The organism is Paenibacillus sp. Soil787, assembly GCF_001429545.1.
In the GTDB taxonomy this organism is placed as follows: Bacteria; Bacillota; Bacilli; order Paenibacillales; family NBRC-103111; genus Paenibacillus_E.
Genome location: NZ_LMSP01000015.1, coordinates 1 through 24,168, shown reverse-complemented (window position 1 = coordinate 24,168; position 24,168 = coordinate 1). Strand labels below are relative to the sequence as shown.

Below are 24,168 nucleotides of genomic sequence, written 5' to 3'. Positions count from 1 at the left end.
CTTCCTTCAATCGGGAAATAATAATATGATGTGTAATAGACGACGCCCATATCAAGGAAGTGAATGCACCGTGCCTTTGACTAGAAGATCTGACCATGTTTTGGAAATTGCCTATTGTTGTGTACGGTGGTTTTTTATACCGACCTCAACCATTCTATTTATGAAGTATTATCATCAAACGACATTAGATCTGATCATTTTTTTGAGTCTATTTGTCTTTACTATTATTTATATGGGAATAACGGAATTTGCCATACATCGCAGTCCTATCGATTCTGCCTTCTATCGCTACACTACAAGGACGGGAGTACTGTTAGATTACGTGGCCTTTGTAGTGATTATTTCGCTAACCGGAGGTACCCTGAGTCCCTTATATCCAATTGCTTATTTGGTTATTTTACATGCGTCATTATACTGGAGTCTCGTTGGGGCCATGGTAGCAACCGTTATGGTGGTTCTTGGTTATATCGGCGTTGTAATCACGGTCGATGGCGGTTTTATAATAGAAGATCTGCCGCGGCATTTTTTCAATTTTGCTTTTTTGATCATGGTCGGTGTGATTGGCGGCATCCTCGTGGCGCGGGAGCGAAGGCATTTTGTAGAGAAGGGCATTTTTGAGAATTTAGCTAAAAAAGACTACCTCACTGGGCTCTATAATCATCGCAGCTTCCAAGAGCGGATCAAGGAAACGATTGCGAAGCAGCAGCATTTTACCCTCGTTATGGCAGATATTGATTATTTCAAGCACATTAATGATCAGTATGGTCACCAGGCAGGGGATGCGGTTCTGCAGTCGATCGGAACATTGTTTGAATCAAGCATTCCTAGTGAGCATGGCAGTGCCTTCCGATATGGAGGCGAGGAGTTTGTCATTATTTTGTACACGCAGGACCGGCATTTTGCAAGTGATTTGCTGCATCAAATCAGAGAAAAGCTGCGCGCGCTTGAGTTCGGTACTGGCGAGAATAAGTTCAATATCACTATGAGCTTCGGAGCTACGGTTCGGGACAAGGAACAAAGTGCGACAGAGTTAGTCGCCGGGGCAGATGCGCTTCTGTATGAAGCGAAAGAGAAAGGAAGAGACCGCTTAGTTTGGGGATCGTATTCACTTCCCTAGGCTAGATCTGGTATGATCGGTTTGTATCCAACGATTATTCATTAGGAGGGAAGCATTATGGCAACGTTAACTCCATACATTTACAGCAGTGATGCAAGAAAACAAGCTGACTTTTACGTGAAGGCACTAGGCGGGGAAATGGTTAGTCTTCGTACGTTCGCGGATATGCCGGATGCGGATGAATCTATCAAAAATCGCGTCATGCATCTGGAGCTGCAGGCCCTTGGCCTTCGCTTCTTCATGGCTGATTCAGGTAAGGATACGGTGGATAGAGGCCACGGGTTGGATTTGACGCTGGAATTTAAGAGTGAAGAAGAAGCGCGCCGTATATTTGATGGACTTTCCGAGGGTGGCGTTGTGAAAATGCCTTTCGAACGAATGTTTTGGGGGACGATGTTCGGTCGTCTGGAAGATCCTTTCGGAGTGATCTGGCAGATAGCGACGGAATCGTAATCATGCTATGAAAACTATGCCAAGTAGGCAAGGATACACCGTTGGGCAGACGGCAAAAATATGTCAGATCTCGATCCAAACGCTCCATTTCTATGACAAAATTGGGCTTGTGAAGCCGCACCGTGTGGATGGGCAGAATGGCTATCGATACTATTCCAGTCAAGATATTCTTGCGGTTAAAATCGTGCAGGACCTGCAGAGCATGCAGTTCACGCTAGAGCAGATCGGTCAGATTCTCAAAAGCAAAAGTATGGACAGCATTCCGGAGCTGATGCGTGAGAAAAAGGCGGAAGCGGAAGAAAACATCCGCATGCTGGAGACGTTAGTTGGAACAATTGATCAAAGGCTGCGGCATTTAGACACCGGGAGGCAGCTGCGCAACGAATTCGAGCATACGCAAGTTGTGGTAGAGCTGAAAACATATTCAGATCGCTTCATCGCTTTCGAACGTAAAAGAGACGAATGCGGAATGGAGGCTTCAGTCATACGCTTTATGGCGTTGTTCGACCGGATCAAAGCGCACGGATTGACGATAGATGGACACATTTTGACTATCTACCATGAAGATATACTTACGTTTGACAGGGACGACTCCGATATTGAGATTTGTGTTCCGCTGCTGCCAACTAAGCCTGAACCAGCGTTTACCCGATGGCTCCCAGGCGGGGATTACATATCCGCAGTTTACGCGGGTTTTCCTAATGAAGATACGTGCAAATCGCTGTTCCAACGTTTGAAGGATTGGATGAACCTGAACGGCTATGAAGAAAACGGTCCTGTGCTGGAACGGTATTTGATCGATTTTGCCCATATGATCCATACAGATGACTTTATTGTTGATCTTCAAATTCCTGTGAAAAACGTATTGACCCTATAGCTGCTATAGGGTTTATTGTTTTTTCATAAGGAAGCAGTCAGCCGGTCAATCTGGATGAAAACCATTTGGGAGGATGCAGCATGGAAGTCATATTGGGAGCGGGTCCGCTGGGCAGGGCCGTCATGAAGGAGCTTATAAGGAGAGGGAAGAAAGTCAGAATGGTTAATTCCACGGGCAGGGCAATTGTGCCTGATGGTGTTGAGGTGATGCAAGCAGATCTGATGAGTGAAAGCGGTGCTCTAACTGCGCTAAAAGGGGCGAAGAACGTATTTCAATGCGCGTCGCCACCTTATCATAAGTGGGATGGGTTGTTTCAGAAACTGATGAGCCATATTACGAAAGCAGCTGCCCATCATAAGGCGAACCTAATCATGGGGGATAACCTCTATATGTACGGTGAAGTTGTAGGATTGATCGATGAAGGACTAGCCTATAAGGCTTTCACGCGTAAAGGCAAAGTAAGGGCTGAAGTTGCTCGTGAGCTGTTGGATTTACACCAGAAAGGGAATGTAAGAGTAACGATCGGCAGAGGAGCTGATTTCTTTGGACCTCAGGTAGGAAACTCGTACGTTGGCGCGCGTTTTTTCACACCGGTGGCGGCTGGAAAGTCGATTTCATTGCTTGGGAATCCAGATGCGCCGCATACATTTACGTATATAGACGACTTCGGTCGAGCCCTCGTGACCCTAAGTGAGCATGAAGATGCCTTTGGGCAGGTGTGGCATGTCCCCAATGCAGAGACGGTAAGCGCACGGCGATTCGCGGAACTAGCCTATGAGGTTGCAGGACACGCTCCTCGCATTGGCACGATGGGCCGTGGGATGCTCCGTCTGGGCGGTCTATTCCTACCGGCGGCCAAGGAGGTTATCGAGATGCTGTATCAATTTGAGCAGCCTTTCGTCGTGGATAGCAGGAAGTTTGTACAGCGTTTTGGCGGTGAAGCGGGACCTACGCCGCTGCGGACAGCGCTTACCGAGACCGTGGCGTACTATCGCGAGAATACAATGAAATAGGAGGCTGCTTCTCCGCCTGAAGGCCGATAGGATCTTGTTTATATTCCGTTTAAAATAGAAGTGTATGATACCTAAGGTAAGCAATCATACCAGACAGACGGATGAACATCCAATCGGTAAAGGAGTAGAGATAGATGGCAGTTACAAGGAAAGAAGAGCCTAAGGTTAAAAGCAACTGGCGCGGGTTCGCTCGTTTGCTCGCACAGGCTAACCCGCCTAAGCTTGTATTAAGCATAGCATTAGGGTTAAGCATTATTTCAACATTGGTGGGATTGGTGATCCCGTTATTTACGAAGAATGTCGTCGATAGCTTCTCTGTTAGTTCCCTGAATTGGGCGCAGATTAGCGGTATGGCCATCGCTTTTGTTGCATCGGCAGTAGCTTCCGGGATTTCGGTGTACTTACTGAACTTTGCGGGACAGCGCGTTGTGGCCGGCATTCGGGATCGTTTGTGGAAGAAGCTGCTCGTGCTGCCGGTTCGATACTATGATAACCACCAGACGGGGGATACGATTTCTCGAATGACGAATGATACAGCTGTAATTAAGGGACTCATTGCCGAGCATATGGCAGGTTTCGTCACGGGGGTCATCTCGATTATTGGATCAGTTGTAGTGCTTCTGTTTATGGATTGGAAAATGACGCTCATCATGTTCAGCGTATTCCCGATCGCCTTCGTCATCCTTTTTCCGTTGGGGCGGCAAATGTTTAAAATATCCAAGGGCATGCAAGCCGAGACAGCCAGCTTCACCTCCGTGCTGAATCGAGTGCTATCGGAAATGCGTTTAGTGAAGGCAGCCAACGCCGAGCCTGTTGAGTATAATGAAGGTGCTGCAGGGATTCAAAAGCTCTTCAAATTCGGGCTCAAAGAGGGTCGGATTCAAGCCTTAATGGCGCCGCTTGTCACCTTTGTCATGCTCATGCTGTTTGTCGTACTTTTCGGGTATGGCGGCATGCAGGTTGCCTCTGGGGCTATTTCCGCTGGTCAGCTCGTTGCTTTCATGCTGTATTTGTTCCAGATTGTTGCGCCGATTACGCAAATTACACAGTTTTTCAATCAGGTACAGAAGGCGATGGGGGCGACCGATACGATCCTCAAGGTACTCGACTACGAAGAAGAGAATCCGCATGCCGGAGTACCTGTCACGAATGCCTCGCAGTCGATTCACTTCGATCAAGTATCCTTCAGCTACAAAGCAGGGGACTCTGTTCTGAAAAATGTCAGCTTCACCATGGAAGCGGGCAAGGTAACGGCAATTGTAGGACCGAGCGGCAGCGGTAAGACGACGATGTTCTCTCTTTTGGAAAGATTTTATGCACCGCAAAAGGGCTCAGTCACGATGGGGGCCGACCGAATTGATCAATTCTCGCTCATTTCTTGGAGGAGTCAGATTGGTTATGTTTCGCAGGAAAGTCCGCTCATAGCAGGCACGATTCGTGACAATATTTGTTACGGGCTGCAGCATGAAGTGACGCTGGAGGAGCTAAAGCGGGCTTCACAGATGGCGTATGCCGATGACTTTATCGAGGAACTGCCGCAGAAGTATGAGACCGAGGTCGGTGAACGCGGCATCAAGCTGTCGGGTGGACAGCGGCAGCGGATTGCCATTGCGCGCGCCTTGCTGCGGGATCCGAAGATACTGATGCTGGACGAAGCGACATCGAGTCTGGACAGTAAATCGGAGGTCGTTGTGCAGCAAGCCCTGCAAAATTTGATGCAAGGACGCACCACGCTAGTGATTGCGCACCGCTTATCGACGGTCGTAGACGCCGACCAAATTATCTTTCTGGACAAAGGCGTTGTGACAGGCAGTGGCACACATCAGCAGTTGCTGGAGTCTCATGAGATGTACCGCGAGTTTGCTGCGCAGCAGCTGCAGCTGCAAGAGCAGATGTCTTCGGATCACTCACAGTTGGAATCCATGGCGTCTATCGAAGTTCGTTCCTAAATAGGATGAGCCAAGAATGCAAAAAGCGTTTCAAACCCTAGTACTTCGGGGTTTGGAACGCTTTTTTAGTAGCTCGGATAGTTGAAGGCCAGCGCATATGCGGGCTTTTTGTCCGTAGATAAGAGCCGCGTTGCGGTACCACTGATGAATAAAAATTTTTAATTTTCAGGGCAGAAAATATAAGTTTTATACTTTTGCTTCGCATCTACCTTAATAAATGAGTTCGTCCCAGAAGGACGACGGAGTCGTTTATCCTTGAAATATAAGATTTTATATGTTTCACGCAGTAAGTCGGCTGTATTTTTTGATAAACGCACTCGTCCTAGTTGGACGGCGTAGCCGTTTATTTTAGGTAGCTGTTGGGTGAGGTTGTTAGGGGCGTTGAGGTGCAGCATCACGACATGGAGTTGGCCGTCCGCAGTTCACGATAGATCCAATTATCCGCTGTTTCTAGATAGGTCCTCATCATCTGCTGTTTCAAGATAGGCCTAATCATCTGCTGCTTAAAGATAGGTCCAAGTTGCACAATGTACAACAATATAGCTGCTTTTGAAGCGTTCCAGCCCTACATGTTGCATTTCGTACAACAATTTGAGCTAAAAACACGTTTTCCTGAGTAAAACCGGATGATTTGTTGCACAAAATACAACAATTAACCAATTTACCTGTTTAAACCCGCCAATTCTTGTACAAAATACAACATTTCGCCAAATTGCTAGTTTAAACCCGCCGATTGTTCTAAGAAATGCAATATTTCAATACTATGCCCGATTGAACCTGTTGATTGTGCGAAATGATGGCTGTTGATTAACTGAATTCGGGAATCAGCACACTGTTCGATGTATGGAGGCACACTTCTGACCCATTTATGGCAAAAACGCCTGTACGGGGTACCTGTTCACGATAATAGGAGAGGTTCACGATCTAAGATTTTCTCTCATAAGAGAGGCAATCTTACGTTCATCTTCACCAGTCCTATTTTCTAACTGCTGAATAACAAGCTTTTGGCGCTCTGTTGGATTGTTTTGACTCAATTTAACCTTTCCTTCGATGCGAGTAATTTTGATTCTAAATCCTTGAATACCTTTACTCAACCCTGCTAAGTAATTAGCGTCTACTTGGTCTAATTGATAGGAACTGCCCGATTCTTCATATTTTAGAACCAAATCTGCTAACGAATTCATCACTATTTGTTCATCGTCTACAAGCTCAACCTGACCATACACATGAACAGCTACATAATTCCAAGTGGGAACAGTAGTCTGTGTCTCATACCAAGAGGGAGAAATATAGCAATGCGGGCCATGAAAAATCGCTAAGACCTCCTGCTTTTCAATCTCCTTCCATTGCGGATTAGGGCGTGCAAAATGGCCAAATAAGTATTCTCTACTCTTATCCAATGATAAGGGTAGATGAGTTGCGAATGGACCGCCTTGATGCTGAGAAATCAGTGTGGCAAAGCCATTTTTCTCGATAATATCGTAAGTAATCAGGTCGTCATCTATTTCGAAGTGTGATGGAATGTACATATATTCACCTTCCTAATTAGTTTTCATAAATTATACCCATTCAAGTGGTATAGAAGAAGTGCCAATTTATCATAAATGTATTGTACCACTCATGTTATCAGCTGCTTTTATAAGAAAAGGCCAAAGGAGGAGGCGATCTCGTGTCGAATATGTAGAGGATTACACCAAAAGGCACGGAGTAGCTAAAGCCCAAGTACCGGTCGGACTGCGGCGCGAACGAATCGGGTGATGGATGAATTGCTTCGTGATTTTTATGTTCATCAGCAGTCCTGAGCAATCTTCTCCAAATGTTTACAGAAAACATATAAATACGGATAAAACAATTGACGGAAACCCCAGAGCCCTTTAAACTATGGTTAATTAATATGGAGACTTGGGTATTTCATATCCTCAAACTTTGTCCCGCAAAAGCGTTAAAGTGGTGAGTGAGCAATGAGTCCAAGCGATAAATGGGAATTTAGAGAGGGGTAATTATGTTGAAAAAGAAAGCACTCGTATCATTCGCATTAACAGCAGCTCTTATGGTCGTAGCAGGTTGTGGGCAAAAGGCGGCTCCGGCTCCAGCAGCAAGCGCTGCAGCTTCAGCAACTCCGGCAGCAACTGTTGCCGCCCAAAAGACTTACAAAGTAGCTATCTCACAAATTGTCGAACATCCATCTCTGGATGCAACACGTCAAGGCTTCCTAGCAGCGCTTAAAGATGGCGGTATCGTAGAAGGAACCAACTTGAAAGTCGATTTCAACAATGCGCAAGGCGATCAACCGAATAACTTATCTATTGCTCAAAAAATTGCTTCCGCCGATTACGATTTGGTGCTTGGTATCGCAACACCATCCGCGCAAGCTCTTGTACAGCAAGTGAAGAAATCTCCAATTCTTTTCGCAGCTGTTACAGACCCGCTTGCAGCCAAAATTGTTAGCAATGTGGACAAGCCGGGCGGTAATGTTTCCGGAGCATCAGACACGAACCCAATGGCTGTAGCGCAATTAATGGATTTCGTTGCTGCGAACATGCCTAAAGTGAAAACAGTTGGTCTTGTTATTAACGAAGGGGAGCCTAACGCTGTTGTCATGGCCCAAAATGCAGAGCAATCCTTAACGAAGCATGGTATTAAGCTCATTAAAGCGCCGGTTACCAATACGTCTGAGGTCAAACAAGCTGCGCAATCCCTCGTTGGCCGCGCGGATGCTTTCTTGATTACCCTTGATAACACAGTTGTTAGCGGAGTGGATGGTATCATTCAAATCGCGAATGAAAAGAAAATTCCGTTCTTCTCCAGTGACCGCGATACCGTGGAAAAAGGAGCTTTTGCAACGGTTGGCTTCAAATATTATGATCATGGCTACCAAGTTGGCCAAATGGCTGTCGACATTCTCAAGAATGGTAAAAAACCAGCAGACATGAAAGTGACTGTTCCTGAAAAAATGGATCTGATCTTAAACCTGAAGGCAGCAAAAGCTCAAGGAATTGATGTAACAGACGCTATGAAAAATGCCGTAAAAGATAAAGAGAAAAACATCATTCAGTAAGGCTTATGACACAAAAGGGGTGAACGTCGCTTTCGTTCATCCCTTTTTTTCAAAGTAGGAGGTTATTCACATGATGGATTCAATGAATGGTGCCGTCGAGCTAGGACTTCTCTATGCGTTGATGGCGCTTGGTGTTTATATCACGTTTCGCATTCTCGATTTCCCCGATCTAACGGTTGACGGGAGTTTTACAACAGGCGGCGCTATTGCAGCTATCATGATTGCTCATGGCTATTCGCCGCTGCTAGCTTGTTTGGCTGCTTTTGCAGGTGGTCTTGTGGCTGGAGCTTGTACAGGACTGCTTCATACGAAGGGTAAAATTAATGGACTTTTATCAGGGATTCTCATGATGATTGCCTTGTATTCCATTAATATGCGCATTATGGGCAAGCCGAATATTTCGCTTCTTGGAGCGGATACGTTGTTCAGCTCAATGTCGCCGATTACCGTTGTGCTCATTATTGTCATCGTGTTCAAATTGCTGCTGGATGCGTTCCTGCATACTGACTTGGGACTTGCTCTGCGAGCGACGGGTGATAATGCACGAATGATTCGCAGTTTTGGAGCGAACACAGACAGAACCACGATTCTAGGCTTAAGCTTATCGAACGGATTGGTAGCGCTATCCGGAGCTCTCATCGCGCAGCAGTCGGGCTTCGCCGACATCTCGATGGGTATCGGGATGATCGTCATTGGACTGGCTTCCGTTATTATTGGGGAAGCGATTTTTGGGGCTCGGACGGTTTTTCGAGCGACACTCGCTGCTGTACTCGGTTCCATCGTGTACCGTATTGTTGTCGCATTGGCCCTGCGAGTCGAATGGCTAAAAGCATCAGACTTGAAGTTAATTACTGCGATTATCGTAATTATCGCGCTCGTTCTTCCTTCTGTGCAGCGAGCTATTAAGCAAAAAGCTACAGCGAAGAGGCGTTCGGCTGAACTCATCGCCCTTGCTGTGAAAATGAACAAGGGAGGTGATCGTTAATGCTTCAGCTCTCTAACGTTTCTAAGCTATTTAACCCCGGTTCCGCGGATGAGAAAATCGCGTTAATCGGTATTAACTTGAACCTGAGGCCCGGCGACTTCGTCACGGTCATTGGCAGTAACGGCGCCGGCAAATCGACGCTCATGAACATCATCTCCGGCGTCATGACGCCGGATGCCGGCGAAGTGCGTATCGGCGGCGAGGTGATCCACCACCTGCCGGAATACGAGCGTAGCCGCTGGGTCGGCCGCGTCTTTCAAGACCCCATGGCGGGGACGGCTCCTCGAATGACCATCGAGGAGAATCTCGCCATGGCGTATGCCCGCGGCAAGAAGCGCGGGCTAAGCTTCGGCGTCACCGCGCGTAAGCGCGCGCTGTTCCTGGAACAGCTGCAGCGCCTCGGCATCGGCCTGGAGGGCCGTCTGCGCGCGAAGGTGGGCCTGCTCTCCGGCGGAGAGCGCCAAGCCCTCAGCTTGCTGATGGCGACGTTCACCAAGCCGCAGATTCTGCTGCTTGATGAGCACACCGCCGCGCTGGATCCTTCGCGCGCGGAGCTCATCACACGATTGACCGAGGAGATCGTGCGCGAGATGAAGCTGACCACCTTGATGGTCACGCACAACATGGAGCAGGCGATCCGTCTCGGCAACCGCCTGATCATGATGGACAAAGGCCGCATCATCCTTGATGTGAGCGAGGAACGGAAGAAGGACCTCACCGTGGAGCAGCTGCTCGGTGAGTTTGAGCATATCAGCGGCAACAAGCTTTCGGATGACCGCGTGGTGCTGGGTTAGAATGAAAAAGCCTTCGGCGAACAGGGATGGATTCCCTGAGCCGAAGGCTTTTTTTATGAAAGATCGAACCATGCTGGTGGAAGGAACTTGCAGCACAGCAAAGTTCTCGAACAGCATTTTTTTGCGAGACTTACACAAAATTCACTATTTTTCGACCTTTCTATAGTTTATACTAGTTCTAAAGGACTATATATCGGAATTGATCGTAAAGGGATAGCAGTGGAGAAGAAATTTACCGCTTTCCGAAATTAATCAAAAGTCATAAATTTATCGTACAGTATTTTGTGTTTAGGATAAAAATTATGAGCCAGTCGAGGAGTCTAAAAATATGAATGATGCCAAGCAAAATCATGAAGCAAACGACCATAATCATTCAACATTGGTAAACCAACTTCTCGTATTGGTTCTTAATGATGACCCTGAGTTTCTTTCCTTTTACAAAGAACATCTGGAGAAAGAAAACGGGATGGCTATTTTCGAATCAGATAACCAGCCGAAAGCCATGGAACTCTTCTATCAGCTATACCCTGATTATGTCATTATTAACGTAAACCTTATCGCAGAAGATGGCATTCATGTATTAGATGGACTCGTTCAACTGTGTCAAGATAACCATGTTCCGATCCTGATATCCTTAGATAAGGATGATTTGGAGTTGCGTCACGCATGTATTGCCTTGGCGGATGATGTTATTAGTTCCCGTGTTGAACCCGTTGAACTCGTCACAAGGGTGATCAGAAACCTGAAGAAACGAAACCGAATCTTAGATCAGATTCTTATTGATCCGATGACCGGAATAAATAATTACAAAAGTCTTCAACAAGAAATAGAGCATCAACTTAATGATTTGAAACGTTCCCATGAGCCGTTCTCCATGGTCTATGTACAGGTGGATGATCTCCCTGACGTTCAGGAAACGTATGGCTATGCTATTGGACATCAGTTGGTGAAGGAACTGGGGAAATTTATCCAAAATAGCATCCGGCCTTCGGATTCCTTATATCGATTCCATAGAGAAGGATTTGTTCTCGTTCTTCCGAAAACCGTCAAAGAAGACGCCATGAAATTATTGTACCGGTTGATTGAAAGATTCGCTAAGCTCCGCTTTCAGACAACTGCAGGAGAGATCTGCGGTACCTTCTCGGCTAGAGTGTTGGACTTTATGGATCCCTTACAGACCGTAGAACAATGCTTAACACTTATGCCGTTTCCGAAGGATCAGGCTGTTGCCGACAGGAAAGCGTGCGTTATGGACGGGACGGCGGATTTCACCTCCATCACATTAAGGAAGCTGAAAGTCGGAATTATTGATGACGACAGATTAATTCGTGAAATGTTGAAGCATCAATTAGAGGATATTGCGGATCAAGATTTTGAGATTGAGATTAGAGCATATCCGGACGGGGAGGAATTTTTCAACGACCCTTGGCATCGCCAGAATGAACGCTTTCTTCTCATTATTGACAGAATCATGCCAAAGATGGATGGTTTGGAGGTTCTGCAGAAAATCCGGACGCAATACGACCGGCGCAGGTATTTGTGCATGATGTTAACCAGCAGAGATTCGGAAGAAGAAATCTCAATGGCTATTCAAAGAGGTGCCAATGATTATATGATTAAACCATTCAGCATTAAAGAGCTGCGCGCCCGAATAAGACGATTAATCCGGGGGACGCGATGATTAATCTCTTCACTGTCATACTACTCACGGTCGTTTTCTTTGTGCTGTTATGCTTTGTTTATGTATATTTGGTTTTGAGAAAAATGAGGATCAACCTGTTTCAGAAACGGAAAAAGGCATGGCTGGAACATATCATGAACGAGCTCCAAGAATACTTTGTCGCCGGGAAGAGGAATAATTCCTTAATAAGCCGTCGGTGTCGCCCGATTAAACGTTATCAGTTTGAAGCCCTTGAAGACTTTTTCGGCGATTATCTGAGTAATTTCAAAATTGAGCCTAGTTTTAATCCGGTAAAACCGTTTGTCGAGGAATATTTTGTCCCTTGGTACAGAAAAAGGCTCTTTCACTCCAAATGGAGTACCCGAATGAATACGCTGTATTTCATTGAACTTTTTAAGATTGAAAGAATGCAGGACGATTTATTGAAGCTGTTGGAGAGCAAGAAGTGTTCATCGGAAGAGAGATATCAGATTTATCTCCTTTTGGCCGATTTCGGATACGTCCATCTGCAGGAGTTGTTCAAGGAATCGAAGGGGCTTCCTCCTTTTCTGTTAAACGAGATGATTAGCCTAGTTATTCATACAGATAATTTCGAGAGCTATGTAGAAATTTTCTATGATCTCCCTTATGAATGGCAGTTAAGTATGTTAGATGTACTTAGAGATAAAAATTTTCGCTCGTTGAAACTACAAGAATTGCTGGAAAGCTTGTTGAATGTAACTGATCAGGAGAAGAGAGTGAGGGCAACCAAAACGATTGCAAGCCTTGGTTATATTAGCTCTCCTGACGTAATTACGCAGATTATTAATGAGCAGTCCCAAAAAGAAGAATGGGGGAGTCCACAGTTCACTGGGGAAAAACTGATGTATGCCCGACTCATGGGAAATATAAAAACTGAACGGTTTTTGCCATACCTGAAGCAGTTCATCAGCGATAAAAGCTATGCCATAAGATCTGAGGCAGCCAAAGCCATTCGTAAATACAAAAATGGAAGAGAAATCCTTCTCTCTATCACCGCGACGCACCCAGATAGTTATGCCAGGAATATTGCTAATGAATGGTTAGAGAGGAGCATGGATTATGAATAATTATTGGGATCTTGCTGTCTCTCTCTTCCAGATCGTGAATCAAGTGATCTTTTTTTATCTTGTATTTGTTTGTTTGTTTTATTTGATCCTTTTCTTCCTGGCTTTTAATCGGTTAAAGAGGGAGCGGGGCCTCCATAATGTGGAGCCCTATAAGAAAGTCAAAAGATCTGCATTTACCCCTCCTTTATCTGTCCTCGTTCCGGCTTATAATGAAGAGATGGGAATAATCGGTACAGTGCTTTCCCTTGTCACAGGAAGCGGACGATTGGACTATCCCGAATATGAGGTCATTGTTGTCAATGACGGATCGACGGACGAAACCCTCCAAAAAATGATCGAACGGTTTAAAATGGCACCCTTGAAAGATAAAGTGTTCCAAAAGCGTAACGGAATCGAAACCAAACCGATCAAAGCCGTTTATAAGTCGGAAATTTATCCTCAATTATTGCTTGTCGACAAAGCAAACGGCGGAAAATCGGATGCATTGAACGCTGGGATTAACCTGACCAAATATCCGTATTTTGCTTCTATTGACGGTGATACCGTATTGGAGCCGGATTCTTTTCTCAAGATCATGAAGCCGATCATAGAAAATACCGAACAGGAAGTTCTTGCCGCGGGAGGAAATGTGCTGATTGCGAACGGAAGCACGATCATTCATGGGCAAATGAAAGAAATGAAGCTTTCCCGGAATCCTTGGGTCATTATGCAAACGATCGAATACATGCGCGCGTTCCTTATGGGGAGAATCGGGTTGAGCCGAAACAATCTCCTTCTCATCATTTCCGGTGCATTCGGGGTATTCAAAACAGCAAGAGTCATTCAAGCGGGCGGCTATAAGCTGGGAACAATTGGCGAGGATATGGAGCTTGTAGTTCGACTTCACAGAATGAATATCGAGAATAAATGGGGAGCCAGAATCGAATACGTCGCAGATCCAGTGTGCTATACCGAGGCGCCTGAGGATTTAAAAATATTGAGAAACCAGCGGGTTAGATGGCACCGGGGGTTGCTCGAAAGCTTGTGGACGCATCGGAAAATGGCTCTGAATCCAAAATACGGGGGGATCGGATTAATCGCCATTCCGTATTTCCTTTTTGTAGAATTATTTGGTCCTGTCATTGAAATGATAGGTTATCTTGTCGTCGGGATTGGTTGGATCCTGGGGGAAGTCAATATTCAATATTCGTTGGCTTTACTTCTGTTCATGATCATGTATGGATCATTCCTGTCCATGGGATCCGTGCTTCTTGAGGAATGGAGGTTAGGAAAACATAAGCGTGTATCCGAGCTCAATCGCTTATTTTTCTTTGCCTTGTCGGAGGCGTTTTGGTATCGGCCGATCATGACGTATTGGCGCGTGAAAGCACTCTTTTCAGCGATTATGGGAAAAAAACAGGGTTGGGGAGAGATGAAGCGCAAAGGTGTTTCATCTTAATAAAAAGTAGGGGAAGTTAGGCATGGGGTTGTTTAGAGGGAAACGTGCAATGTTAGTAATCATGTTCGTTGTAGCGCTAGGAGTTCTTGCTTATATTGTACAGCGAGGAGATAAAGATGCAGCGCCTATGACACCGGAAACATCTGTTCCGCCAGTATCGACGATAACACCAGTAACCATAGATGGAGTTAAAGTTCCCGCTAAAGTCGGGGGTTCCTACATACAGATTAATCATAATGGCGAGTGGCAGGATATGCTGATTAAAGGTGTGAACTTAGGGGCTACCAAACCGGGATTATTCCCTGGGGAAATGGGAATTGCCAAGGCTGATTACTTGCGGTGGTTCAAACAAATGGGGGATATGAATGTAAATTCCATAAGGATTTATACCTTGCATCCACCAGCATTTTACGAGGCTTTGCTAGAGTATAATTCGAAAACGAGCCAGCCCATTTATTTGTTTCATGGCGTATGGGTCGATGAAGAGGATATGGTTGCGTCGAATGACGCATTTGCCGGGAATACGGCAGATGACTTTAAGAAGGAAATGCAGAATGTAGTGGATGTCATTCATGGAAAAGCCAATCTGCCTGAACGGTCAGGGCATGCCGCTGGTGCATATAAAGCCGATGTCTCCCCTTATGTCGTAGGTTGGATCTTGGGTGTCGAGTGGGACCCGACAGTAGTCGACTCCACCAACAACAAGCATAAGGGCATGGAGAATTATAACGGACAATATTTTAGGACAGAAAATGCACAACCTTTTGAGATCTGGCTCGCGGATAAAATGGAATCAATCGCTGTCTATGAATCAGATCGTTATCAGTGGCAAAGACCAATCAGCTTCACCAACTGGGTAACAACCGATCTGATGCAACACCCCACGGAACCTTCGGAAACAGAAGATATGGCTGTCATAAACCCGAATCTCATTAAAGTAAATCCGAGTTATAAAGGGGGATATTTCGCATCCTATCACGTGTATCCCTATTACCCCGATTTTCTCAATTATGAACCTAAATATACAAATTACATCGATTTTCGCGGTGAGAAAAATAGTTACGCCGGTTATTTAAACGATCTGAAACAAAATCACCAAATGCCTGTTTTAATCGCAGAATTTGGGGTACCCTCTTCCAGGGGGATGGCCCACCGAAATGTAGCCGGATGGAATCAGGGGCAGCATGATGAAACGGAACAAGGGAATATCGATGTGAGATTGTTTGAGGATATGACCCGTGAAGGCTTGGCTGGGGGACTACTCTTTAGCTGGCAGGATGAATGGTTTAAGCGAACTTGGAATACTGCGGAACTGGATAATAGCGACCGTCGTCCATTCTGGTCCAATGTGCAGACCGGAGAGCAGCATTTTGGACTGCTAAGTTTTGACCCGGGTCCTGCTGATAAGTCGATTTATGTGGATGGTGAGACTAGTGACTGGGACTCCAAGAAAATAAAACCGATCCAATTGAATGGCTCTTCCGCTAGTTCCGCTAATCATCAAGTCGATGGACAAGCGTCCCTGAAGCAATTTTTTGTCACAAGCGACGAAGGCTATGTTTATTTCCGCTTGGATTTCAATAGAACCGAACAACCGTTAGATTGGTCACAAATAAATACGATGCTGCTGCTCAGTACAATTCCAAATCAAGGACAGCACCGTGTTCCGGGAGATTCAGATCTCACGACGGAAGAGGGTATAGATTTCGTGATCGATCTGAAGGGAGATAAAACTTCAAGAATCTGGGTAGACAGCTACTATGATACGAATTATTTTACCTACGGGCATACTTTAGGTATGATACCTAAGCTAGACTATCCCAAGAATAAGGACAATGGCATTTTCCATACCATGAAGCTGGTCTTAAGCAAACCGCTGACGATCCCCAATGTAAACGGGAAGTCTATTGTGTTGCCGTTGGAAAGCTACGAAACTGGGGTGTTACGTTCAGGGGATGGGAATCCAAATCATCCAGCCTTTAATTCGTTAACGGATGTAGCTTTGAATGCCAAGGATCATGTATTAGAGTTAAGAATTCCATGGCAATTGCTTAATTTTAGAGATCCAAGCAAACACGAGACTATCGGGGACATCTGGGGTAAAGGACTAGGTGCTTCTGAAATCATAAAAGAAATCAAAATGGCGATAGTAACCTATAAACAAGACGGGACGCAGCAAAAAGAAAGTCCTGGTGGTGGAACATCTGTCAATACGTATCCACAAGCAAACAATAGAAAGATTAGTTCCTCCGATATGTATCGCTATCAATGGGAAGACTGGGATAAGCCTCAGTATCATGAAAGATTAAAGAAATCTTACTATATTATGAAAGACCTTTTTGGGAGAATCTCTATAAACCATTAGTTTCGGATCAAGCATCTGAATGAGCAGGGAGGGGGAATGGTTGGAGCAATTGGCATTCAAGATCATGCTTCAGCTGCACCTTTGTATTTTAGAAGCCGTATCTATTTAAAAAATCAACAGGTCAAAGGGATGTTTTTGCCATCCTTTGGTTCTGAATGGGAGATTCGTTGGGCGTCAAAACCGTTCTCGCCAACTAATTAATGAAAAGGCCTTCCCTCAAGTTTTAGCTTGATGGAAGGCTTTTGCTGCAAATAAGCAGAAAGAGCCTATCCGTTTGAGGATTTAGAGTCAATAAAAATGTTTGACAACAGATAGGTGAGTTGTTACTATTCAATTATTAACACCACTGGAATAAATAAAAGGAAAATGAAGAGTGAATATCGTGATATCGGTCTATTTCCACTGTTAATATTCTCATTTTATCGTTTTATTTCGACAATTAATAACACCTATGGAATAACTAGTCTCACAACAACATTAGACCATGAACTTTAACGCAAAAGAGGGGAAGACAAATGGAGAAAACATTAGTTGAAGAGTATCGTGGAGGTACTCTGGAATGCGTGCATAGCGGGCATATTTGCGGAGTCTCCATCTTGGGTGCTGTTAAGTACGCAGTAGGGGATGTAGAGTCATTAACCTATTTAAGGTCATCCGGTAAACCATTTCAAGCTATTCCCGTTATTCGGCATGGCGCGGATAGAAAGTTCGGGCTTTCTGATAAAGAAACGGCGATTATGATCGGGTCCCATCGTGCGGAGACCTTCCATGTTGAAGCGTTGGAATCCATGCTTACCAAAATTGGGGTGGGCGAGGAAGCGCTTGTCTGTCACCCTACTTACCCTTTAAGTGTTCCTGCTTCAGAAGCGATGCTTAGAGCGCAGAAGCCTAAACGTTCAATTTATCATAATTGTTCAGGAAAGCATCTTGGCATTCTTGCATTGTGCAAAACAATGGGATATCCAACCGAAGGCTACTTTGAACCTGATCATCCTGCTCAAATCGAGATCGTAGATACGCTCGCTTACTTATCTGAATGTCCTAGAGAGCACATCCACCTAGGTACAGATGGTTGCGGATTTCCGGTGTTCGCTATTCCTCTTAAGCATTTGGCGACTGCTTTCATGAAACTGGCCTGCCCAGAGGTGATTGAAGATCTTGAGTTTCGAGCCGCCGTCATCCGAATAACTGCTCTTATGAATAAGCACTATGAGATGATTGCCGGTTCAGATCGCATCTGCTCCAGTTTACTTATGGATTCCAATATAGTCGCTAAGGGCGGAGCGAAAGGCGTGTACTGCTTTGGATTGAAAAAAGAAAAGCTAGGTTTCGCGCTTAAAGTGATGGATGGTTCTGAGGAGGAGTGGCCTATCATTACGGCATCCATTCTTGAGCAGATTGGTTATAGCAACCAAGAGACGATTGACCGTATGTATCAACTCACGCCAACTGACATTACGAACGATAATCGCAAGATTATCGGAATGAACAAAGCGGTGTTTACTTTAGAAACTGTGTAGAAACCCAGGCTTAGTTACTAAATGTTGTTGAAGAAGCTATCTTCAGCAAGATTTATAACATAGATCAACTTATAGGAGGGGTTATAAAATGAAGAAAAAAGCTACAATTCTAGCCTTATGTACCAGTCTTGTGCTTACTTTTTCCTTAGCAGGCTGCTCTACGAATGGCGGGCAGAATGAAGCAGCAAAAGCCACAGCAGCCGCTGGAGCCAAAGAAGCCACAGGCAAGAAAGCGAAAATCTCGTATCTCGATCCGCTTCCAAGCCCGGAAAGAACAGCGCTTATGCAGGGGCTTTTGAAGCAATTTCAAGAGAAAAACCCGAATATCGAAGTTGAATATACGTCTGTTCCTTGGGATGATGCGAATAAGAAATGGATGACCATGGGGGCAGCTGGCATTCTTCCTGACGTATTGAGTATTGATGATACTTCCTTAGTAGCCATGGCTTCAGCTGGTTATATCGAGAACCTGCAGCCCTATTATAACAAATGGGATCAATTAAATAATCTAACGGAAGCAACCAAGCAAGCGAGAAACAAATTCAAAGGTAAAGTCTATGCGATTCCAGATGGATTCTTGCTGCAGGGCTTATTTATCAGAAGCGATTGGTTTAAAGAACTGAATATGCCCGAAACAATCGCGACATGGGATGATTACTTTAATCTAGCGCAAAAATTCACAGACTCAGCGAAAAACAGATACGGTATTTCCTTTAGGGGAGGAGCCAATGGCGTTATTCGCGCAATGGAATATGTGATGGCGGCGGTTCACTCCGACAGTTGGTTTGATAAGGATGGCAAATCGATTTTGTATAAACCTGAAGGCGCTGCGGCCTTTAAGAAATTCTATGATATTTACTTAAACGGGAATGCTCCTAAAGAATCTGTGAACTGGGGCTTCAACGAAATGGTTCAAGGGTTCTTAAACGGACAAACGGCTATTTTAAATCAAACGCCTGAAGTGATTATTACCGCTCAGAAAAATATGAAAGAAGGCACGTGGAACGTCGTTCCAATGCCAAAAGCCGATGACGGAAAACGCTATATTTTCTGGGGTTACACGGCCGCTTATGCCATGTCTTCCAAATCACAAAATAAAGACGCTTCTTGGAAGCTAATCGAATTCTTAAGCTCTCCTGAGAACAACTTGGCGTACAGTATCAAAAATTCAACGATTCCTATTTACAAAGAAAACCTGAAAGATCCGTTCTTCAGCAAAGGTCCTATTGCTGGGTATGCGGGTTCCATGGCGGATTCCAACATTGTGTTTGCCGGCCCTCCGAGCCATTTAGCGAAGCTTGGTCAATTCACGGGAACGTTCGCTGTGGAAGAAACGCAAAAATATTTGACAAAAGCGCAATCGCTCGAAGATACTGTTAAACATCTTGCAGATTTTCTGACAAAGGAACAACAAGCTTATTTGAAGGAAAATCCATAAAAAAGAAAGCAGATAACCGGGGACACGGATGAATCCCCGGTTATCTATTCTAAGTATTGAAAAGGCGGGGAGAGAAAGCATGCTGAAAGCAATTCGATGGAAATCATTCGAGCCCTATTTATTAATCGCTCCTGCTGTTCTAATTATTCTAGCTTTTTTTGCTTATCCATTACTTTCGGGACTTAAGCTTGCTTTTATGCATTATGTCTTATTTGAACCGGGGGATATCCATTTTTCAGGTTTCGAAAACTTTAAATCTTTGCTGGCAGATAAGAATCTCCCTCAAATATTAGTTAATTCTGTACTTTGGGTCATCTTAACGGTCGGTTTGCAATTCGTTCTTGGTTTTATTTTGGCATTAGCCCTAAATAAACAGTTTAAAGGGAAAAACATCTATCAATCTATTGTTTTCCTGCCTTGGGCTGTGTCTGCTTTTTTAATCGGGATGATTTTTAAATGGTTGTTTAATGAACAGAACGGGCTTATTAATTACTTATTGGTGAAACTCGGAATTCTGGAAAAAGGCATCCCCTTTTTGGCTATTCCACATGTCTCTATTTTCCCAGTCATCGCAGCGATGGTATGGTATGGAGTGCCTTTTTTCGGGATTATGATTCTTGCTGCTCTACAAAATGTACCTAAAGACATCTATGAATCTGCTGATATGGATGGGGCAGGCCGAATGACCAAACTGTTTCGGGTAACGATTCCTTATATCAAACCGACGATTATTATTACCTTGCTGCTTCGAGTGATTTGGGTATTCAATTCAGCCGATTTGATCTACATCATGACCAACGGGGGTCCAGCTAATACTTCTCATAACTTGCCTTCCTATATATTTAATAAAATCTTTTATACGACCGACTATGGGCAAGCCTCCGCTTTGGGAATTATGATGCTGGCGATTCTTATTCTTTATACGTTAATTTTCTTGAAAACGACTAAATATGATGATGCAGGTGATTTCTAATGGCCTCCTATGTTCGGCATGCAACACCGACCGTTTCTCGAGTCATTGCGCTAACCTTGTTCTTAATCGGTGCTTTGTTTCCTTTTTATTGGATGTTAGTCACTTCGCTAAAGGATAGACAAGAAATTTATAGCGGGAAGCTAACGCTTTGGCCCCAAAATTTAACCTTTTCTAGCTATATAGACACTTTCCAGAATTCTAGCTTTCCGCATTATTTTATGAACAGTTTTATTGTAAGTATGAGCAGTTCAATCCTGGTGTTGATAGTATCCATTCTAGGTGGCTATAGTATGGCCAGGTATTCATTTCGAGGCAAGAAGCTATTTATCATATCCTTTTTAGCTACTCAAATGATTCCTGTGATGGTCATTCTAGTTCCGCTCTTCATAACATTCAGCCAATTGCACTTGTTAAATAAACTGCCTTCGTTGATTATTACTTATACGGCCATGAACATTCCTTTTTGTTTACTGACGATGTCCAGTTTCTTTCAGAGAATTCCCGTATCCCTTGAGGAAGCGGCTCTTATTGACGGATGTAACAAGTTTCAAACGATGATCAAAATTATTCTGCCGATTATGCGGCCGGGAATTGTTGCTACCCTTGTATTCGCATTTACAGGCGCGTGGAATGATTTGTTTTTCGGGGTTATGTTTACGAATAGCGAAAGCACCAAAACCGTCCCAGTAGGATTAAGCAGTTTTGTGCAAAAATTTGATATTAACTGGGGTCAAATGAGTGCAGCGGGTATTTTATCCTTGATTCCGGTTGTGATTATGTTCGCTTTTGCCCAAAAATACATTGTATCAGGTCTTACGGAAGGTGCAGTCAAAGGATAACGACTTCAATTGGTGAAGCGGAGAGACTTTGAGCTACGCTCAAAGATCCCTATATTAGGAGGAGAATTATGCTGCTGGAAGTGATTGCAACTACCGTGAGGGATGCTTTATTGGCTGAACAGAGCGGTGCGGATCGTATCGAACTCATAACGGGAATTCTGGAGGGTGGCTTAACGCCAAGCTACGGTCTAATTGACGAGGTTGTGCACAGCACGAACATCCCTGTTCAGGTGATGATTCGCCCGCATAGCCAATCTTTTTGCTACGACCAGAGAGATCTGGGTGCGATGATGAAAGATATACAAGAAGTGAAACGGATTGGCGCTCATGGCATTGTACTTGGGACGCTTACCGCAGACCGTAGGATTGATCATGAGACGCTGCGCAGATTGTTAGATGAGGCGGAAGGGTTGTCCGTGACTTTTCATCGTGCTTTTGACGAAGCGAGCAATCTTGAGAAGGCTCTAGAGGACCTTCTATCTTATAGCCAAATTGACCGGGTGCTAACATCCGGAGGAAAGCCAAACGTGCTTGATGCGCAAGAAGAAATTAGGCAGCTTGTTAAAAAGGCGGAGCATTCGCACCTGCAAATTTTGGCCGGAAGCGGCTTGACGGTAAGTGCAATTCCCTCCTTCCTGCAATCGACAGGCGTTAAAGAGATTCATTTCGGTAGAGGGGTACGAGTGGATAATGATCCGTTAAATGAGATCGATATGGAAAAAATAAAAGCAATAAAAAATATAAAGAGATAGATCATGTTGCTAATGGTTGACTGCGGTGTAGTAGCTTGATAACATGAATTTATTAACATGGGTGGAATAAAGAAGAGGAATCTAAATGAATGAAAAAAATTGAGAAACATGATCAAGATGTGATTAGACTCCACAATAAGCAGATGATTTTGGAAATCATTAAAAAGCGTCGCCCCATCTCCCGTGCGGAAATCACCAAAATCACCAAGTTAAGTCCTACATCTGTAGGACGCATCGTGGCTGAGTTATGCGAACAAGGATTGGTGAGGGAGACTGCGTTAACCTCGGTAGGCGTTGGGCGTAAGGCGATTATGTTAGATATCGATCCTCAAGCGGTTTATACCATTGGGGTGGATATCGGTAAAAAGGCGATTAAGTTCGGAGTCATGGAGTTCAGCGGCGAACTTCTCCATGAGGAGCGAGTTGAGCATATCGCTTTGCAAACAACTCCTGAAGCTACAGCCGCCATCATCTCCGAAACAATTCACTTGATAATTACGCATAAAAATCTCGACAAGTCAAAAATCATTGGCATCGGTATAGGCGTGCCCGGTGTGATCGACCATGAACGGGGAATCGTCCAATATTCGTCGACATTGGGTTGGCGAAATATCCCTTTCACTAAGTTTATCCAGGACAAGCTGCATATTCATACGGTCATTGACAATGACTTGAAAGTGAAAATCCTTGCGGAGTATTTATTAGGCTCCGCGCAAGGATCGAGGAAGACAGCATTGATTGAGTTGGGTACCGGAGTCGGCTCCTCTTTGATTATTGACGGTGACATTTTTCGTGGGGGTTCAAACAGTGCAGGAGAGTTAGGACATACGACGCTGGATCCGAATGGCAACATGTGCGAATGTGGCAAAAGAGGATGTCTGCAAACGTATATTGACGAGTCGGCTATCCTGCATGAGGCCAACCGAATCAAGGAGACCGCCGATATCCAGCAGCTGTTCGCAGCAGCGCAAAACGAAGAGAACTGGGCTCAAGACATTATTTCCAGAACTTCGCTTTACATTGGTATAACCATTAACAATATCGTCTGTATGTACAATCCTGATACCGTCATTTTGTGTGGTGATTTGGTGGAAAATTACAGTGAGATTGTGCCTTTAATCGAAGAACAGTGCGGGCAGGTTGTATGGGAACCTTTTCGCGACACGTTTAAGATATTGACTTCCGAATTGAAGAGCAAATCGATCGTAGTAGGCGCAGCTATGTTAGTGATGAATAACTACGTCGATAAATCTTGATTTTTTATTGTAAAAGGGAACGAGAGGGCTCTATTTCATGAAAAATAGCACTTTGAGGAGGGGAAGGGAACTATGGGACGCTATTTCGCCATTTTAGGTAGAAATGGGCCCCATTTCGATGGAATAAGACCCTGAAGTTCCCCTACAGCTACCGAACCTCCGCTTTTCCCCTAAAGGCTCATCAACACGAAAAGCCGACGAAGCCGTTTTTTTACCAGAAAGTATAAGTTTCGAGGTAGAGCATAAGGATACTCCCTTTCTAATTTTTTTGGTTAATTTGGTAGCATGGAGAGAAGGAATACTAGCGCACAAAAGACGCTAGCGCAAAAAAATTGTGCTCAAGGTCGTCGGATCTGCCGTGACCGGACGCTAGCGCACAAAAATTGTGCTCAAGGTCGTCAGATCTGCCGTGACCGGACGCTAGCGCACAAAAATTGTGCTCAAGGTCGTCAGATCTGCCGCGATCAGACGCTAGCGCACAAAACCATCATGACCGAACCGGTCACCGCCATGTATGAAAATGAAAAGATGTTTTCAAAGACGAATTCCATCCAATACTGGATAATGGCAGG

At 44.7% G+C, this 24,168-nt stretch carries 20 protein-coding genes; 19 read left to right on the top strand and 1 reads right to left on the bottom strand.

From position 1 onward, the window contains the following. Positions 1-70 precede the first annotated feature (70 nt). The 5 genes from ASG93_RS16970 (at position 71) to ASG93_RS16950 (ending at position 5,409) form a co-directional block, all read left to right on the top strand. Complete coding sequence (locus tag ASG93_RS16970) at positions 71-1,117, top strand: GGDEF domain-containing protein (protein WP_162262861.1); 1,047 nt, start codon at positions 71-73, stop codon at positions 1,115-1,117. 57 nt (positions 1,118-1,174) lie between these two features. Beyond that, the gene (locus tag ASG93_RS16965) at positions 1,175-1,570 is read left to right on the top strand and encodes a VOC family protein (RefSeq protein WP_056833748.1); all 396 of its coding nucleotides are present in this window, start codon (positions 1,175-1,177) and stop codon (positions 1,568-1,570) included. Positions 1,571-1,577: 7 nt separating this feature from the next. Then, complete coding sequence (locus tag ASG93_RS16960) at positions 1,578-2,447, top strand: MerR family transcriptional regulator (RefSeq protein ID WP_056833747.1); 870 nt, start codon at positions 1,578-1,580, stop codon at positions 2,445-2,447. A gap of 80 nt (positions 2,448-2,527) precedes the next feature. Then, positions 2,528-3,460 carry an NAD-dependent epimerase/dehydratase family protein gene (locus ASG93_RS16955; RefSeq protein ID WP_082614937.1) on the top strand — a complete coding sequence of 311 codons (933 nt, stop codon included), beginning with the start codon at positions 2,528-2,530 and terminating at the stop codon, positions 3,458-3,460. Positions 3,461-3,594: 134 nt separating this feature from the next. Beyond that, on the top strand, positions 3,595-5,409 hold the full coding sequence (locus ASG93_RS16950; protein ID WP_056833746.1) for an ABC transporter ATP-binding protein: 1,815 nt from the start codon (positions 3,595-3,597) through the stop codon (positions 5,407-5,409). 917 nt (positions 5,410-6,326) lie between these two features. Here ASG93_RS16950 and ASG93_RS16945 read toward each other — a convergent pair. After that, complete coding sequence (locus ASG93_RS16945) at positions 6,327-6,938, bottom strand: FMN-binding negative transcriptional regulator (protein WP_056833745.1); 612 nt, start codon at positions 6,936-6,938, stop codon at positions 6,327-6,329. A gap of 473 nt (positions 6,939-7,411) precedes the next feature. Here ASG93_RS16945 and ASG93_RS16940 point away from each other — a divergent pair, with 473 nt between their 5' ends. The 14 genes from ASG93_RS16940 to ASG93_RS16880 all read left to right on the top strand — a co-directional run bounded on the left by ASG93_RS16940 (position 7,412) and on the right by ASG93_RS16880 (position 23,596). Then, the gene (locus ASG93_RS16940; protein WP_082614936.1) at positions 7,412-8,467 is read left to right on the top strand and encodes an ABC transporter substrate-binding protein; all 1,056 of its coding nucleotides are present in this window, start codon (positions 7,412-7,414) and stop codon (positions 8,465-8,467) included. A 70-nt stretch (positions 8,468-8,537) separates the two neighbouring features. After that, on the top strand, positions 8,538-9,452 hold the full coding sequence (locus ASG93_RS16935) for an ABC transporter permease (RefSeq protein ID WP_056833744.1): 915 nt from the start codon (positions 8,538-8,540) through the stop codon (positions 9,450-9,452). Then, positions 9,452-10,246 (top strand): ABC transporter ATP-binding protein, encoded by a 795-nt coding sequence (locus ASG93_RS16930; RefSeq protein WP_056833743.1) that lies wholly within the window; start codon positions 9,452-9,454, stop codon positions 10,244-10,246. The genes ASG93_RS16935 and ASG93_RS16930 overlap by 1 nt, the downstream gene beginning before the upstream one ends. A 328-nt stretch (positions 10,247-10,574) precedes the next feature. Next, a complete protein-coding gene (locus ASG93_RS16925; protein ID WP_056833742.1) occupies positions 10,575-11,927 on the top strand; it encodes a response regulator in 1,353 nt (450 codons plus the stop codon). Between the two features lie 365 nt (positions 11,928-12,292). Continuing rightward, the gene (locus tag ASG93_RS16920; RefSeq protein ID WP_156410939.1) at positions 12,293-13,015 is read left to right on the top strand and encodes a HEAT repeat domain-containing protein; all 723 of its coding nucleotides are present in this window, start codon (positions 12,293-12,295) and stop codon (positions 13,013-13,015) included. Beyond that, positions 13,008-14,453, top strand: coding sequence for a glycosyltransferase family 2 protein (locus ASG93_RS16915; protein ID WP_056833740.1), 1,446 nt, complete (start codon positions 13,008-13,010; stop codon positions 14,451-14,453). Before ASG93_RS16920 ends, ASG93_RS16915 begins: the two co-directional genes overlap by 8 nt. Positions 14,454-14,475: 22 nt before the next feature. Continuing rightward, positions 14,476-16,818, top strand: coding sequence for a hypothetical protein (locus ASG93_RS16910; protein WP_056833739.1), 2,343 nt, complete (start codon positions 14,476-14,478; stop codon positions 16,816-16,818). A 36-nt stretch (positions 16,819-16,854) separates the two neighbouring features. After that, positions 16,855-17,019 (top strand): hypothetical protein, encoded by a 165-nt coding sequence (locus tag ASG93_RS35160; protein WP_156410938.1) that lies wholly within the window; start codon positions 16,855-16,857, stop codon positions 17,017-17,019. A gap of 314 nt (positions 17,020-17,333) precedes the next feature. Next, the gene (locus ASG93_RS16905; protein WP_056833738.1) at positions 17,334-18,338 is read left to right on the top strand and encodes an asparaginase; all 1,005 of its coding nucleotides are present in this window, start codon (positions 17,334-17,336) and stop codon (positions 18,336-18,338) included. Between the two features lie 88 nt (positions 18,339-18,426). Beyond that, on the top strand, positions 18,427-19,776 hold the full coding sequence (locus ASG93_RS16900; protein ID WP_056833737.1) for an ABC transporter substrate-binding protein: 1,350 nt from the start codon (positions 18,427-18,429) through the stop codon (positions 19,774-19,776). A gap of 79 nt (positions 19,777-19,855) precedes the next feature. Further along, positions 19,856-20,749, top strand: a complete 894-nt coding sequence (locus ASG93_RS16895) for a carbohydrate ABC transporter permease (protein ID WP_056833736.1) — start codon at positions 19,856-19,858, stop codon at positions 20,747-20,749. Continuing rightward, on the top strand, positions 20,749-21,588 hold the full coding sequence (locus ASG93_RS16890) for a carbohydrate ABC transporter permease (RefSeq protein WP_056833735.1): 840 nt from the start codon (positions 20,749-20,751) through the stop codon (positions 21,586-21,588). Before ASG93_RS16895 ends, ASG93_RS16890 begins: the two co-directional genes overlap by 1 nt. 68 nt (positions 21,589-21,656) lie before the next feature. Next, the gene (locus ASG93_RS16885; RefSeq protein WP_056833734.1) at positions 21,657-22,340 is read left to right on the top strand and encodes a copper homeostasis protein CutC; all 684 of its coding nucleotides are present in this window, start codon (positions 21,657-21,659) and stop codon (positions 22,338-22,340) included. Positions 22,341-22,429: 89 nt separating this feature from the next. Further along, on the top strand, positions 22,430-23,596 hold the full coding sequence (locus tag ASG93_RS16880) for an ROK family transcriptional regulator (protein ID WP_056833733.1): 1,167 nt from the start codon (positions 22,430-22,432) through the stop codon (positions 23,594-23,596). The last annotated feature ends 572 nt before the right edge of the window (positions 23,597-24,168 follow it).